This window comes from Solwaraspora sp. WMMD937 (assembly GCF_029581175.1).
Classification (GTDB): Bacteria; Actinomycetota; Actinomycetes; order Mycobacteriales; family Micromonosporaceae; genus Micromonospora_E.
On record NZ_CP120738.1, the window covers coordinates 1723054 to 1738973 of the forward strand.

A 15920-nucleotide genomic window follows, 5' to 3' on the forward strand; every position below is an offset into this window, starting at 1 on the left:
CGCCCGACCCCTTTCTCAAGGAGCCCACCCATGGCCATGCCCCCCGACAAGGTGATCGAGGCGCTGCGGACCTCCGTCAAGGAGACCGAGCGGCTGCGCCGACAACACCGGGAACTGCTCGCAGCGCTCCACGAGCCCGTCGCCGTGCTGGGGATGGCCTGCCGCTACCCGGGCGGGGTGGCCTCCCCCGAGGACCTGTGGCGGCTGGTCGCGTCGGGCACCGACGCGATCGGTGATTTCCCCGCCGACCGGGGCTGGGACGTTGACGCGGTGTTCGACCCGGATCCCGAGTCGCCGCACACCACCTACTGCCGGCAGGGCGGGTTCCTGACCGGGGCGGGCGACTTCGACGCCGCCTTCTTCGGGATCTCCCCGCACGAGGCGATCGTGATGGACCCGCAGCAGCGGCTGCTGCTGGAGGTGTCCTGGGAGGCGCTGGAGCGCGCCGGGACGGATCCGCGGAGCCTGCGCGGCTCTCGGACCGGGGTGTACGTCGGCGCCGCCCACCAGGGGTACGCGACCGACCCGTCGCAGGTGCCCGAGGGGTCGGCGGGCTTCCGGCTGACCGGCGGCGCGGACGCCGTCCTGTCCGGACGGATCTCGTACGTACTCGGGCTGGAGGGCCCGGCGCTGACCGTCGAAACGGCCTGCTCGTCCTCGCTGGTCGCGGTGCACCTGGCGGTGCAGGCGCTGCGCCGGGGGGAGTGTGGGCTGGCGCTGGCTGGTGGGGTGGCCGTGATGCCGGACCCGGCGGCCTTCGTCGAGTTCTCCCGGCAGCGGGGCCTGGCGGCCGACGGCCGCTGCAAGGCCTTCGGCGCGGGCGCGGACGGCACCGGCTGGGCGGAGGGCGTCGGCGTCCTGGTTCTGCAACGCCTCTCCGACGCCGTCCGTGACGGCCGGTGGGTGCTGGGGCTGATTCGGGGCTCGGCGGTCAACCAGGACGGTGCCAGCAACGGGCTGACCGCCCCGAGCGGCCCGGCCCAGCAGCGGGTCATCCGGCTGGCCCTGGCCGACGCCCGGCTCGGTTCCGACCAGGTCGACGTGGTTGAGGCGCATGGCACCGGTACCCGGCTCGGCGACCCGATCGAGGCGCAGGCCCTGCTCGCCACCTACGGCGCCGACCGGGACCAGGACCGGCCGCTCTGGCTCGGCTCACTGAAGTCCAACATCGGCCACGCTCAGGCGGCGGCCGGCGTCGGCGGACTGATCAAGATGCTGATGGCGATGCGGGCCGGGACGATCCCACCCACCCTGCATGCCGAGGTGCCGACCCCGCTGGTCGACTGGTCTACCGGGGCAGTCCGGCTGGCGACCGGGGCGGTGCCCTGGCCGGCGGTGTCCGGGGCGCCCCGACGGGCCGCGATCTCCGCGTTCGGCGTCAGCGGCACCAACGCCCACGTGATCGTCGAGCAGCCGCCCACACCCTCCACCGCCGCCCCGGCCCCGCCCGCCGGGGCGGCCCCTCCGACGGCCATGCCGCTGATGCCATGGGTGCTCTCCGCCCGCACCGAAGCCGCGCTGCGCGCCCAGGCCGATCGCCTGCGTGCGCACCTGGCTGCGGCCACCGAACCGGACCCACTGGACGTCGGGTTCTCCCTGGCCACCACCCGGGCCGCCCTGGCCCACCGGGCGGTGCTGCTGGCACCCGACGGGAACGGCCTGCGCCACGCCCTCGACGCGCTGGCCGCCGGCGGCCCCGCACCCGGCCTGGTCCGGGACACGGTACGGCGCGATAGCGGGACCGCCTTCCTCTTCACCGGGCAGGGCAGCCAGCGGGTGGGTGCGGCGCGGGAGCTGTACCGGGCCTACCCGGCCTTCGCCGCCGCCCTGGACCAGCTCGTCGCCGGGCTGGACCGGTACCTCGACCGTCCCCTTCTGCGGGTGCTCTTCGCCGAGCCGGACTCGGCCGACGCCCGGCTGCTGGACGGCACCCGGTACGCGCAGGCCGCCCTCTTCGCCGTCGAGGTGGCGCTGTTCCGGCTGCTCGACGGCTGGGGAGTGCGCCCCGACGCGCTGCTCGGCCATTCGGTGGGCGAACTGGCCGCTGCCCACGTTGCCGGGGTGCTCGCCGTCGACGACGCGTGCGCGCTGGTCGCGGCGCGCGGGCGGCTGATGGGCGAGCTGCCGCCAGGCGGCGCGATGGTGGCGGTCCGGGCCACCGAGGCCGAGGTCGCGCCGCTGCTGGCCGGGCTTGGGGACCGGGCCGCGGTGGCTGCGGTAAACGGGCCTCGCGCGGTCGTCCTCTCCGGCGACGAGGAGATCGTGCTGGCCGTCGCTGAGCGCTGCGCCGCCCTCGGCCACAAGGCGAAGCGCCTCACCGTCAGCCACGCGTTCCACTCGCCCCTGATGGATCCGATGCTGGAGCCGTTCCGGCAGGTGGCGCGGGGCCTCACCTACCACCCCCCGCGTATCCCGGTGGTGTCGAACGTGACCGGTCGGTTCGCCACCGCCGAGGAGCTGCGCGACCCCGAGTACTGGGTCCGGCACGTCCGCCGGCCCGTCCGGTTCCGTGACGGGGTGCACGCGGCCCGGGACCGGGGTGTCGCCACCTTCGTCGAACTCGGCCCCGACGGGGTGCTGTGTGGGCTGGCCGAGGAGAGCCTCACCGACACCGACACCGGGCGGGAGCCGGTGCTGGTACCGCTGCTGCGCCCCGGCCGGCCGGAGGCGGCCACCCTGCTGACCGCGCTCGCCACCGCGTACGCGGGCGGCACCGAACTGGACTGGTCCCGGCTCTTCGCCGGCACCGGCGCCCGCCGGGTCGAGCTGCCCACGTACGCCTTCCAGCACCGGCGGTACTGGGTGTCCCCGCCCGCCCCGCCGGCCCCGCGCGTCGACGACTGGCGGTACCGGATCGACTGGCGGCCTCTGCCGCCGCCGGCCGCCGGCCGCGGTTCGCGGAGCGGGCACTGGATCCTCCTGGCGCCCACCCACCCGGGCCGCCCGTCGCTGCCCGGCGCGGCCGAGGCAGCCCTGCGGCGCGCCGGTGCCACGGTGACCCCGGTGACTGTGGACGCCTCCGACGTCGACCGGGACACCCTCGCCGCGCTGCTGGCTGACGCCGTCGGCGGCACCCGTCCGGACGGTGTGCTCAGCCTGCTGGGCGACGACGACCGGCCGCATCCCCGGTTCGTCGCGGTGCCCAGCGGGGTGCTGGCGACCCTGTTCCTCACCCAGGCCCTGGCCGACCGGGCGGTACCCGCGCCACTGTGGTGTGTGACCCGGCAGTCGGTCACCGTGACGGCCGGCGAGGGTCCGTCAGTCGCCGGGGCCCAGCTCTGGGGCTTCGGCCGGGTCGCCGCGCTGGAACTGCCCCGGCTCTGGGGCGGCCTGGTGGATCTGCCGGCCGAGCCGGACGACCAGGACTGGGACCGGCTCCGGGCCGCCCTGACCGGCGCGGAGGACCAGGTAGCGGTCCGGGACGGCGTCGCGTACGCCCGCCGGCTGGTCCCCGCCCTGCCGCCGGCGGCCGCGCGGTCCTGGCGTCCACGCGGCACGGTGTTGGTGACCGGCGGCACCGGGGCGCTCGGCGCGCACACCGCCCGCTGGCTGGCGCGCGCCGGGGCGGCGCACCTCGTGCTCACCAGCCGCCAGGGCGACGACGCCCCCGGTGCCGCCGCGTTGCGGGCGGAACTGACCGCGCTCGGCGCCTCGGTGACCGTGGTCGCCTGCGACGTCGCCGACCGGGCCGCGGTGGCCGGCCTGCTCGCCGATCTGCCTGCCGACGCGCCGCTCACCGCAGTCTTCCACGCGGCGGGCGTGCCGCAGGTGTCACCACTGTGCGAGACCAGCGCGGAGTCGTTCGCCGAGGTCTTCGCCGGAAAGGTCGCCGGGGCGCTGCACCTGCACGACCTCACCGGCGACCTGAACGCCTTCGTCACCTTCGCGTCCGCCGCCGGGGTATGGGGCAGCGGCGGGCAGTGCGCGTACGCGGCAGCCAACGCCGCCCTCGACGCGCTCGCCGCGCGCCGCCGCGCCGCCGGGCTGCCCGCCACCTCCGTCTCCTGGGGCGTCTGGGGCGGGGCCGGGATGGGCGAGGGCGCGGGGGAGGAGTACCTGCGCCGGCGGGGCGTGCGCGCGATGGCCCCGGAGGCCGCGCTCACCGCACTCGGGCGGATCCTGGACGCCGACGAGACCGGGGTGACCGTTTCCGACACGGACTGGGCCCGGTTCGCCGCCGGGTTCGCCGCCGCCCGACCCGCCCCGCTGTTGGCTGATCTGCCGGCCGGGGAGCCCGGCCCGGCCGACCCGGCACCCGCCGACCTGCCGCGGCGCCTGCCGGCGACCGCCGACCGGGCCGCCCTGCTGGCCCTGGTCCGCGCCGAGGCGGCCGAGGTGCTGGGGCACGACGGCACCGACGACGTCCCGGCCGACGCGGAGTTCGCCGCCCTCGGTGTCGATTCTCTGGCCGCCGTGCACCTGCGCCGCCGGCTCGCTGCGGCCACCGGGCTGGATCTGCCGGGTGCCGTGGTCTTCGACCACGGCACCCCCGACGCCCTCGCCGCGCATCTGCACCGGTTGGGCTCGGACGTGGCCGGCGCAGCGGCCCCGTCGGCGGCTGAGAGCGCCCTGGTCGGCATGTACCGGCGGGCGGTCGGCGACGGTCGGGCCGGCGAAGCGGTGACGGTCCTCGGCGCCGTCGCCACCTTCCGTCCCCTCTTCACCGGCCCGGCTGAGTTGGACGGGCGGCAGCCGACGCCGGTGCCGCTCGCTACCGGGGCGGGCGGCCCTCTGCTGATCTGCTGCGCGGGCACCGCCGTGGCGTCCGGCCCCCGGGAGTTCACGGCCTTCGCCGCGGCATTGGCCGGCCAGCGCGACGTCGCTGTGCTGCCGCAGACCGGCTTCCTGCCCGGCGAGCCGTTGCCCGCCGGGCTGGACGCTCTGCTCGACGCCCAGGCCGACGCCGTCCGGGCGTACGCCGCCGGGAGACCCTTCGTCCTGGTGGGCCACTCCGCCGGGGCGAACATGGCACACGCGCTGGCGTTGCACCTGGAGGCCCAGTGCAGCGGGCCGGTGGCCCTGGTGCTGATGGACATCTACACCCCCGCCGCCCCCGGGGCGATGGGGATGTGGCGTGAGGAGATGCTGGCCTGGGCCACCGAACGGTCCGTCCTGCCGGTCGACGACACCCGGTTGACCGCCATGGGCGCGTACCACCGGATGCTCCTGGACTGGGCGCCCCGGCCGACCCGGGCACCCGTGCTGCATTTGTACGCCGGCGAGCCGATGAGCACCTGGCCGGACGACGCCAGGCAGGACTGGCGCTCGCACTGGGCCGGCGCGCACACCAGCACCGAGGTGCCCGGCACCCACTTCTCGATGATGACCGAACACGCGGTGGTCACCGCCGCGACCGTGCACACGTGGCTCGACGAGGTGTGCCCGACCCGCGTGCCGTGACCCGTCCGGTCCGGTCCGTCCCCGCTGACCCGACGACAGCAGGAGGAAACGCAGATGACCACAGCCCTCATTGACGGAGACCCCGCGACCTGGGCTCGCCGGCTGCAACTGACCCGCGCGGCGCAGTGGTTCGCCGGCAACCACGGCGACCCGTACGCGCTGATCCTGCGGGCGGAGACCGACGACCCGACCCGGTACGAGCAACAGGTGGTCGCGCACGGGCCGCTGTTCCGCAGCGACCACCTTGACACCTGGGTGACCGGGGACGCCGCGGTGGCCGGCGAGGTGCTGACCGACGACCGGTTCGGCTGGCTGAACCGGTCGGGGCACCGCCCCGCCGAGCAGACCCTGCCGCTGGCCGGTACCGCGCTGGACTACGGGCCGGAGACGCGGCGGCGACTCGACGCGCTCACCAGGCTCGGCGGCCCGGTCCTGCGCACCGACGCCGCAGGGCTGCGGATCCGGGTCGAGAAGAGCACCCTGACCCTGCTCGACGGGGCCGGGACCGACGTGGACCTCGCCACCCTGGCCCGCCGACTGACCGCGTCGGTCCTGGCCGACCTGCTCGGGGTGCCGGCCGGTCGGCAGGGCCGGTTCGAGCAGACCCTGGCCGCCGCCGGCCGGACCCTGGACAGCCGGCTCTGCCCGCAGACCGTGGCGCACGCCCTGGCCATGGCGGCCGCCACCGCCGAACTGGCCGGCCTGCTCGCCGAGGCGTCCGCGGCGACCCAGGGCGCGTCCGCAGCCGGCCCGGCCACTGACGTGCGGGCCGACGACCGGGTGACCGCCGGGCTTGCCCTGGCGGTCGGCACCGCCGAACCGGCGACGACCCTGCTCTGCAACGCGGTCCGGGCACTGCTGGACCGACCCGCGCAGTGGGCCCTGCTCCGCGCCGACCCCGATCTGGCCGCCATCGCCGTCGAGGAGACCCTGCGCTGGTTCCCTCCGGTGCGTCTGGAGAGCCGGGTCGCGCTGGAGGACGTCACCGTCGTCGGGCAGCTCGTCCCGGCGGACGGTCACCTGGTCGTGCTGGTCGCAGCCGCGAACCGGGCGGTGCTCGCGGCGGGCGACCCCGGTCGGGACGGCTTCGACCTGACCCGCCCGGCGGCCCCGGCGCTCGGACTCGTCGGGGTGCCGCACCTGGCCGGGGCGGGGGAGCTGATCCGGCTCGTCGTCACGACCGCCCTGCGGACCCTGGCCGAGGCGGCACCCACGCTGCGGCCGGCCGGGCGCGGGGTCCGGTGGCGACGCTCGCCCGTCCTGCTCGGCCACGCCCGGCTCCCGGTCACCCGGGACGGCGGTACCCCTGAGTCCGATGACCGCCCGGCGACGAAAGAGGCCAGCTGATGCGTGTTTTGATCACGTCCTTTGCGCACAACACCCACTACTACAGCCTGGTACCGCTTGCCTGGGCGCTGCGTGCGGCCGGCCACGAGGTCCGGGTGGCGAGCCAGCCCTCGCTCACCGACACCATCGTGACGTCCGGGCTGACCGCCGTCCCGGTCGGCGACGACCAGGCGATCATCGACCTGCTCACCGAGATCGGTGGCGACCTGGTGCCGTACCAGCGGGGCCTGGACTTCACCGAGACCCGGCCCGAGGTGCTGACCTGGGAGTACCTTCTCGGCCAGCAGACGATGCTCACGGCGCTGTGCTTCGCCCCGCTCAACGGCGACTCCACCATGGATGACATGGTCGCGCTGGCCCGCTCCTGGCAGCCGGACCTGGTGCTCTGGGAGCCGTTCACCTACGCCGGGCCGCTCGCGGCCCGGGTCGTCGGGGCGGTGCACGCCCGGCTGCTCTGGGGGCCCGACGTGGTGGGCAACTCCCGGCGGCTGTTCACCGAGGCGCTGGCGGGGCTGCCGGCCGAGCAGCGCGAGGACCCGATGGCCGAATGGCTGCGCTGGACGCTGCACCGGTACGGCTGCCAGATCGGCGAGGACGAGGTGGAGACCCTGGTCACCGGCGAGTGGACCGTCGACCCCACACCGGGGAGCACCCGCCTGCCCGTCCCCGGCCGCCGGGTGGCCATGCGGTACGTGCCGTACAACAGTCCGTCGGTGGTGCCCGAGTGGGTGGCCAAGGCCGAGCGGCCCCGGGTCTGCCTGACCCTGGGGGTGTCGAGCCGGGAGACGTACGGCAAGGACGCGGTCTCCTTCCAGGAGCTGCTCGGCGCCCTCGGCGACCTGGACGTGGAGGTCGTGGCTACGCTGAGCGACGCCCAGCGCAACCACCTCGGCGACCTTCCGGACAACGTCCGGATCTGCGACTTCGTGCCACTCGACGTGCTACTGCCGAGCTGCGCCGTGATCATCCACCACGGTGGCGCGGGCACCTGGTCGGCGGCGACGCTCTACGGCGTCCCGCAGATCATGATCCCGTCGTTGTGGGACGCCCCGCTCAAGGCACAGCAGGCGGAACGGCTCGGGGCGGGCATCGCCATCCGGCCGGAGGAGCTGACCGCCGACTCCCTGCGTGCCGCCGTGGCCCGGGTCCTCGGCGATCCGTCGATCACGGCCGCTGCCCGTCGGCAACGCGACGAGCTGCTTGCCGCACCGTCGCCGGCCGAGGTGGTCCGGATCCTGGAGTCCCTCATCGCAGCGCACCGGTCCGGCCGTCCGGCCGGCACTGCCACCGACCACTTGTGGAAGGGCTGACACGATCCATGATGTACGCGGACGCTATCGCCGAGGTCTACGACCTGGTGTATCAGGGGAAAGGCAAGGACTACGCGGCAGAGGCGGAGGAGCTGACGGCGTTGGCCAGGGCCCGTCGGCCAGGTGCCCGGACGTTGCTGGACGTGGCCTGCGGTACCGGCCTGCACTTGCGGCACCTCGCCGGGCTCTTCGACGACGTGGGCGGCGTCGAGCTGGCCCCGGACATGCTGAGCATCGCCCAGCAGCGCAACCCCGGCGCGGCCCTGCACCTCGGGGACATGCGTACCTTCGACCTGGGGCATCGCTACGACGTCATCACCTGCATGTTCAGCTCGGTGGGCCACTTGGGGACAACAGCCGAGCTGGACGCGACGCTGGCCCGGTTCGCCGCGCATCTGTCCCCCGGGGGTGTGGTGATCCTCGAGCCGTGGTGGTTCCCGGAGACGTTCACGCCCGGGTACGTGGGCGCGAGCCTGCTGGAGGTCGACGGCCGCACCATCTCCCGCGTTTCCCACTCGGTGCGTGAGGGCGGCACCACCCGGATCACCGTGCACTACCTGGTGGCCAGCGCCGACGGTGGGATCCGGCACTTCGACGAGAGCCATCTGATCACCCTATTCGAGCGGGCCGACTACGAGCGCGCCTTCGCGCGGTCCGGCTTCACCACGGAGTACCTGACACCCGGCCCGTCCGGCCGGGGGCTCTTCGTCGGCGTCCACCCCTGACCGCCCGGCCCGGCCCCGGGCTGGGCCCCGGACGCCGGAACGTGACCTGACCCCTTCCCGCCCACCCGACTCCTGGAGACACAGGTGCGAGAAACCACCGAAATGAACCGCATCCTCGACGCGATCCTCGCTCCGGAGCCGGACGCGCGGGAGCTGGCCGCCCTGCCGTTGCCGTCCTCGTACCGGGCAGTGACCGTGCACAAGGACGAGACGGAGATGTTCGCGGGCCTTTCCCGCCGGGAGAAGGATCCGCGCAAGTCGATGCACGTGGAGGAGGTGCCTGTCCCCGGACTCGGTCCCGGGGAGGCCCTCGTCGCGGTGCTGGCCAGCTCGGTCAACTACAACACCGTCTGGTCGTCGATCTTCGAACCGTTGGCCACCTTCGGTTTCCTGGAACGGTACGGTCGCCTGTCCGAGCTGGCCCGGCGACACGACCTGCCGTACCACGTCCTCGGCTCGGACCTGGCCGGCGTGGTGCTACGCGTCGGACCGGGGGTGAACCGCTGGCGGCCGGGCGACGAGGTCGTCGCGCACTGCCTCTCGGTGGAGCTGGAGTCCGCCGACGGCCACAGCGACACCATGCTCGACCCGGAGCAGCGCATCTGGGGTTTCGAGACCAACTTCGGCGGGCTCGCCGAGATCGCGCTGGTCAAGGCCAACCAGCTGATGCCCAAGCCGGCTCACCTGACCTGGGAGGAGGCCGCCTCGCTGGGGCTGGTCAACTCCACCGCCTACCGGCAGCTCGTCTCCGGCAACGGGGCCCGGATGAAGCAGGGCGACAACGTCCTCATCTGGGGCGCCACCGGCGGTCTCGGAGCGCACGCCACCCAGCTCGCGCTGGCTGGCGGGGCCAACCCGGTCTGCGTGGTCTCCAGTCCGCAGAAAGCCGAGATCTGCCGCCGGATGGGCGCAGAGGCCATCATCGACCGGGTCGCCGAGGACTACCGCTTCTGGTCCGACGAGCACACCCAGAACCCCCGGGAGTGGAAGCGGTTCGGCCGGCAGATCCGGGAGCTGACCGGCGGCGAGGACGTCGACATCGCCTTCGAGCATCCCGGCCGGGAGACCTTCGGCGCCTCGGTCTACGTCACCCGCAAGGGCGGCACCGTGGTCACCTGCGCCTCGACGAGTGGCTTCGAGCACGTCTACGACAACCGGTACCTGTGGATGTCCCTGAAGCGAATCATCGGTACCCACTTCGCCAACTACCGGGAGGCGTGGGAGGCCAACCGGCTGGTCGTGAAGGGGAAGATCCACCCGACGCTGTCCCGCTGCTACCCGATGGAGGAGGCCGGCCAGGCGGTGTACGAAATACACCACAACCTCCACCAGGGCAAGGTGGGCGTCCTGGCACTCGCGCCACGGTCCGGGCTCGGGGTGCGGAACGCCGAGCTGCGGGAGCGCCACCTACCCGAGATCAACCGGTTCCGCGTGCCGGAGTGAGACCTCTCACGACGGTTGGCGACAGACAGGAGAGTCAGGAGGTGTCTGCAGACTCGCACGGGCCGGACCGGCTGGTCTGAGCGCCCGGTTGCGACGGCGAAAAACCAGCTCTGCGCGGGTGCGGCAGGGCACAGTGCGATCCGTGCACGCCGGAGCGTCGACAAAGGATCATGCGGGATCGGTTGCGGTCCGCGCGGGATACGCTAGATGTATCGACGGCCGTAAACGGAGATTCCCGGATTCCTGGCCCATGTCCGTAGGCGTTGTGTGCGAGGTGGTGGGACGCATGACTGGCTCCGGTTCTCCGTCGCGAGACCACGAACTCCAGTTCTTCGAACTCCTGGCCCGGGAGGCGCCCGTCCTACGCTACGAGGAGCTGGTGCAGCAGGCGCAGCGCGACGGCGTGGACCGGGCCGCGCTCGACCGGATAGTGACGGTCAAGCGGCTTGCCCTGGAGCTGCGGGAGACCGTCGGCCGGCGGTGCCGGCGCGGAGCCGAACTGGCCGCCCTCGTCGACACCGCCCGGGACCTCGCCGGGGCCCCGAATCTGGAGGCCGGTCTGCACCTGGTCGTCCGGCGGGCGCAACTGTTGCTCGCCATCGACGTGGCGTTCGTCAGCCTGGTCGACAAGGTGACCGGCGACTCCTACATCGCCTCGGCCGTCGGCGCGGCAACCACACTGAACGACGGCTTCCGGCTGCCCCGCCGTCGCGGCCTGCTCGTCCCCGTCGGCGGCGGTGAGCCGATCTCCTGGACGGCCGACCACCTCACCGACGAGCGGCTCGAACGTCACCCGGTCACCGACGGCCTGATCCGCGCGGAGGGGCTGCACGCCGTCCTGTCGGTGGCCCTGTGGGTGGACGGCCAGCACCTCGGGGACCTGCACGTCGGCCACCGGCAGATCCGGCACTTCGCCCCGGACGAGGTGGCCGCCCTGCGCCTGCTCGCCGACCTCGCGGCGACCGCCGTGAACCGGATCAGCGTGCTCTGCGACACCTTGGCCGACCTCAAGCAGGCCCAGCAGGAGGCCGCCCAGGCCCGCGCCGAGCTGAGCGCGGTCCGGGAGGTGAGCGGCCTGCAACCCGAACTGGTCCAGCTTGTCCTCGACAGCGGCGGACTGGACGCCCTGGCCGCCAGCGCGGTACGTCGGCTGGGTGGGGCGTTGCAGGTCCGCGACCGGGCCGGCGTCGCGCTGGTCGTGGTCGGTGGCCTCCCTGCACCCGACGAGCGGGAAGTGTCCCGCGCCCGGCTCGGCGCCCGCACCACCGGCCGGCCCGCCCGGCTGAGCACCGGCTCCTGGGTGGTGCCGGTGACCGCCGGCGCCGACGACCTCGGCTGTGTGCTGTTCCACCCCGACGAGACGTTCGACGTCGAGCGGGTGGCGATCCTGCCGGCTGTCGCCCAGTCCGTCGCACTGCTGCTGACCCAGACCGCCGGAATCCGGGGTCGTCCGGGCGACCGGCTGCTGGAGGATCTGCTGGGTCCCTGGCCGGAACTGGACCGGGACGGCAAACGTGGCCGCCGGACCCGGTTCGAGCTGGACCGGCCGTACGTGGTGGTGGTCGCCCGGCCCGAGGGCACCGCCCCGCCCGGCGTGGTCGAACGGGCGGTCTCCGTCGCGCACGGGCTGGACGGTATGAAGGCGATGCGCGACGGACACGCGGTGCTGCTGCTGCCCGGGGAAGACCCGGGAGCCCGGGCCCGGGACGTCTCCCGCGAACTGGGCGGGATGCTCGGCCTGCCGGTCACCGCCGGCGGGGCCGGCCCGGTGCGGACCGCCGACGCGGTCAGAGGTACCTACCAGGAGGCGGCCCGGTGCGTCGACGCCCTGGTCGCGCTGGACGCGACGGGACGGGCGGCCTGCTCGCGGGACTTGGGCTTCCTCGGGCTGCTGGTGGCCGACGGCCGCGACGTCCCCGGCTTCGTCGTCCGGGTCCTCGGGCCGGTGCTCGACTACGACGCCCGGCGGTTCGCCAACCTCGCCGAGACCCTAGAGATCTACTTCGACTCGGGCGGCAGCCGAACCCGCGCGGCGGAGATGCTGCACGTCCACCCGAACACCGTCTCCCGAAGGCTGGACCGCATCGCCCAGCTCCTCGGCGACGACTGGCAGAGACCGGACCGGGCCCTCGACATGCAGCTCGCCCTGCGCCTGCACCGGGTCCGGGACCTGCTCTGCGCGGAACGCGACGACTAGGCCCCACTTCCGGCCCGGTGGGCGGCACCCGGGCCGCCGGCCGGGCCTACCGACGCCTCCTGGCGCCCCAGCATCCGCAGGGCGTGCGCCACGGACGCGAGGGTCACGTGCCGGTGCCAGCCCGGGTACGACCGACCCTCGAAGTCCTGCACCCCGACGTCGAGGCTGATGTCGGAGAAATCGGTCTCGACCCGGCGGGTGAGCCGACTCAGCCGCAGCAGCGGGCCGTACCCGGCGCCGGTCATGTTGGTCAGCCACACCTGCCGTACCCCGCGCTCGTACGTCTGCCACGTGCCGAGCAGCGTCAGCGGTAGCCCGAGTGCGGTCGTCCGGATCGACCCGGCGGCGGATCCGGCGTACGAGCCGGGCGGGCGGGCGTCCGGCGTACCCGGCCAGTACACCTGCAAGGGCGCCACCAGGCTGGTGCGCCGGGCCCCGGGGCTGGCCGGGTCGATCCACTCCACCGGGCGGCGCTGGCCCCGCGCCAGGCCGAGCAGGTGTTCGGCGGAGGCCGCCGAGACCCGGGTCTTGCCCTGGCCGACCCCGGCGGCCAGCAGGGTGCAGCCCCCGCTGACCCGCAGCAGGAACGGCAACCCCGCTGCGGTGAACGCCTCCACCAGCGGGGGCAGCGCCGAGTACCGCGCGTCCATCACCACCGGACGCGGCTCGATGCCCCAGGCCGCGGCCTTCAGCACTGCCTGGACCGCCGCTCCGTCGCCGGCCGTGCCGTCCTCGTCCGCAGGGACGGTGGCGCGGATCCGGGTCCGGTTGTCCTGGAGCCACCCTTTGCTGATGGAGAGTTGCCAGTTGATCGGCGCGGCGGCCGTCTCCGAGGCGAGCCAGAGCCCGTAGCTCTGCTGGCTGTTCACCGTCTCGCCGAGCGCCGGCGCGTACCGACGTTCCACTCCGACCGAGTGCCGGCCGGTCTTCGGCACCAGCATCGACCGCACCACCCAGGCCCGGGGCGACAGCAGCCGGTCCAGATGGCGGGCGAGGGAGGCGCGGACGACCGTCCAGTCCCAGGTGGAGCAACTGATGAAGTGGTGCAGGCTCTGCGCCGCCGCCGGATCGTCGGTGCTGGTGGCCAGGTTGCGCATGGTCTTGCGACCGGGTGAGGTCAGCAGGCCCCGGACGTACATCTCGCCCTTGCGTCGCTGGTCGGCGCGGGGCAGCGAGGCCAGCAGGGTGCCGCACGCCCTGGACACCGTGTCCAGATCGGCCCGTCGCGTTCGGCTCTTCTCCTGGACGTCGGGCATCGGCACTCTCCTCCGGCTGCTGGTGGGGCGATGCGCTGATCACGGCCAGGGCCCGGCCCTCGTCCCACGATCGCCCGGTGGCCCGATCTTGCCCAGGTGCGTTGGAACCACACTTGACCATCGATGGTGGTTGCGTACCGAACGTAGTTGGGTGTGCATCCGAGAGTGTCGGTCGATTGCGGTCCCGGCACCCGGTGACGCCACCACACCTCACAGCCCGGACTGCAGCGAAATGTGTGACCGGCGAACCTCGCATCCCGCGCCACTCTGCGGAAGCCTTTCTAGGAGATCGGCAATCGTCGTGATGTGCGGCAGGCGCCGGTCCTGCCCCCCCCGGGTTCCAGCCCCGTCGGGTCCTACCCGCGACCCGCCGCCCCACCGACCTGCTAAGGAGCCCGATGACCTCCGCAGCGCACCGTCCTCGGTACTCGGCTAGGGCTGACGCCCTGATGGACAACGCCGATGTCCGGCCGGGCGCCGAGGACATCGACGGCGCGCAACTCGACCGGGACGACCGGGCCGCGCTGCGGCGGGTCGCCGGCCTGTCCACCGAGACGACCGACGTCACCGAGGTCGAGTACCGGCAGGTCCGGCTGGAACGGGTGGTGCTGGTCGGGGTCCGGATTGCCGGCACGCTCGACGAGGCCGAACGGTCCCTGGCCGAACTGGCGGCGTTGGCTGAGACGGCGGGAGCGATGGTGCTCGACGGGGTGATCCAGCGCCGCGACCGGCCGGACCCGGGGACCTACCTCGGGTCTCCGTCCCGCCCAGTCGGTACGCCTGGAATTGGTCGTCGACGCGAAGGTGGTGGACCGCACCGCGCTGATCCTCGACGTCTTCGCTCAGCACGCCACGTCCCGCGAGGGCAAGGCGCAGGTGGCTCTGGCCCAGATGCAGTACATGCCGCCCCGGTTGCGTGGCTGGGGTCAGTCGCTCTGGGCGAGTACGCCAGGACCTGAGCCGGGTCCGGGGGCGCCCGGGGCCGGACGCAGCCGTGAACCGCGGGAGGAGGCAGGACCATGAAGCGCGATCTCGGGGACCTGGCGCTCTTCGGAGGGCACGCCAGCTTCCTCCAGCAGATCCACGTCGGGCGACCCAACCGGATCGAACGGGCGCGGTTCTTCGACCGCCTGTCCTGGGCGTTGGACAACCAGTGGCTGACCAACAACGGGCCGCTGGCGCGGGAGTTCGAGGAGCGGGTGGCCGACCTGGCCGGGGTCCGTAACTGCGTGGCCACCTGCAACGCGACGGTGGCCCTGCAACTGCTCGTGCACGCGGCGGAGCTGACCGGCGAGGCGATCATGCCGTCACTGACCTTCGCCGCAACCGCGCATGCGGTCCGGTGGCTCGGCCTGGAGCCGGTCTTCTGCGACATCGATCCGCGTACCGGGGGTATCGACCCGGCGGCGGTGGCCGCCGCCGTGACCCCCCGCACGTCGGGGATCTTCGGCGTCCACCTGTGGGGGCGCCCCTGTGACGTGGACGCGCTGGAGAAGTTGGCCGCCGACACCGGCCTGCGGCTGTTCTTCGACGCCGCCCACGCCATCGGCTGCACCTCGCAGGGGCGACCGCTGGGAAGCTTCGGCGATGCGGAGGTGTTCAGCTTCCACGCGACCAAGGTGGTCAACGCCTTCGAGGGCGGGGCGATCGTCACCGACGACGACGACCTGGCCGATCGGATCCGCAGCCTGGCGAACTTCGGCTTCAACCTGCGGACCCCCAGCCCGGCCGGCGGCACCAACGCCAAGATGAGCGAGGCGTCCGCCGCCATGGGGCTCACCTCGCTCGACGCGTTCCCCGAGGTGGCCCGCCACAACCGGGACAACTACGAGCAGTACCGCAGCGAGCTGGCCCGGGTACCCGGCCTCAGCGTGATCGACATCGATCCCGATGAGCGGCACAACTATCAGTACGTGATCGTCGAGATCGACGAGGAGATCACCGGGCTCCCCCGGGACCTGCTCGTCGAACTGCTGCGGGCGGAGAATGTCGTCGCGCAGCGCTACTTCTCCCCGCCGTGCCACCAGATCGAACCGTACCGGTCCCGGCAGGAGGTGCTGCACCTGCCGCATACCGAGCGCCTCTCGGCGAGGGTCGTGGCGCTGCCGACCGGATCCATGATCTCCCGTGAGGACATCCGCAGGGTGTGCAACATCGTGCGGTTGGCGGCCACCCGGGGATCCGAACTGACCGCCCGGTGGCACCAGCAGTCCGAGGGCGTGGTGCCGGCCGGCTGACCGAC

Annotated in this window: 8 protein-coding genes and 1 pseudogene; 8 read left to right on the plus strand and 1 reads right to left on the minus strand. The window is 73.5% G+C overall.

Translation table 11 applies throughout. From position 1 onward, the window contains the following. Positions 1-30: 30 nt before the first annotated feature. The 6 genes from O7621_RS07375 to O7621_RS07400 all read left to right on the plus strand — a co-directional run bounded on the left by O7621_RS07375 (position 31) and on the right by O7621_RS07400 (position 12422). Positions 31-5400 carry a type I polyketide synthase gene (locus O7621_RS07375; protein ID WP_282233324.1) on the plus strand — a complete coding sequence of 1790 codons (5370 nt, stop codon included), beginning with the start codon at positions 31-33 and terminating at the stop codon, positions 5398-5400. Positions 5401-5454: 54 nt separating this feature from the next. Beyond that, on the plus strand, positions 5455-6747 hold the full coding sequence (locus O7621_RS07380) for a P450-derived glycosyltransferase activator (protein WP_282233325.1): 1293 nt from the start codon (positions 5455-5457) through the stop codon (positions 6745-6747). Then, a complete protein-coding gene (locus O7621_RS07385; RefSeq protein ID WP_282233326.1) occupies positions 6747-8057 on the plus strand; it encodes an activator-dependent family glycosyltransferase in 1311 nt (436 codons plus the stop codon). Before O7621_RS07380 ends, O7621_RS07385 begins: the two co-directional genes overlap by 1 nt. An 11-nt stretch (positions 8058-8068) precedes the next feature. Next, positions 8069-8782 (plus strand): class I SAM-dependent methyltransferase, encoded by a 714-nt coding sequence (locus O7621_RS07390; RefSeq protein ID WP_282233327.1) that lies wholly within the window; start codon positions 8069-8071, stop codon positions 8780-8782. Positions 8783-8884: 102 nt separating this feature from the next. Next, positions 8885-10225: a crotonyl-CoA carboxylase/reductase gene (ccrA, locus tag O7621_RS07395; protein ID WP_282234483.1), complete on the plus strand. Its 1341-nt coding sequence runs from the start codon at positions 8885-8887 to the stop codon at positions 10223-10225. A 286-nt stretch (positions 10226-10511) separates the two neighbouring features. Beyond that, positions 10512-12422, plus strand: coding sequence for a helix-turn-helix domain-containing protein (locus O7621_RS07400; protein ID WP_282233328.1), 1911 nt, complete (start codon positions 10512-10514; stop codon positions 12420-12422). Here O7621_RS07400 and O7621_RS07405 read toward each other — a convergent pair. Further along, a complete protein-coding gene (locus tag O7621_RS07405) occupies positions 12419-13678 on the minus strand; it encodes a transposase (protein ID WP_282233329.1) in 1260 nt (419 codons plus the stop codon). The genes O7621_RS07400 and O7621_RS07405 overlap by 4 nt on opposite strands. Before the next feature lie 449 nt (positions 13679-14127). Here O7621_RS07405 and O7621_RS07410 point away from each other — a divergent pair. After that, positions 14128-14614: pseudogene (locus tag O7621_RS07410) on the plus strand (GTPase HflX); the annotation flags it as partial. A gap of 83 nt (positions 14615-14697) precedes the next feature. Then, positions 14698-15915 (plus strand): dTDP-4-dehydro-6-deoxyglucose aminotransferase, encoded by a 1218-nt coding sequence (locus tag O7621_RS07415; protein WP_282233330.1) that lies wholly within the window; start codon positions 14698-14700, stop codon positions 15913-15915. Positions 15916-15920 lie beyond the last annotated feature (5 nt).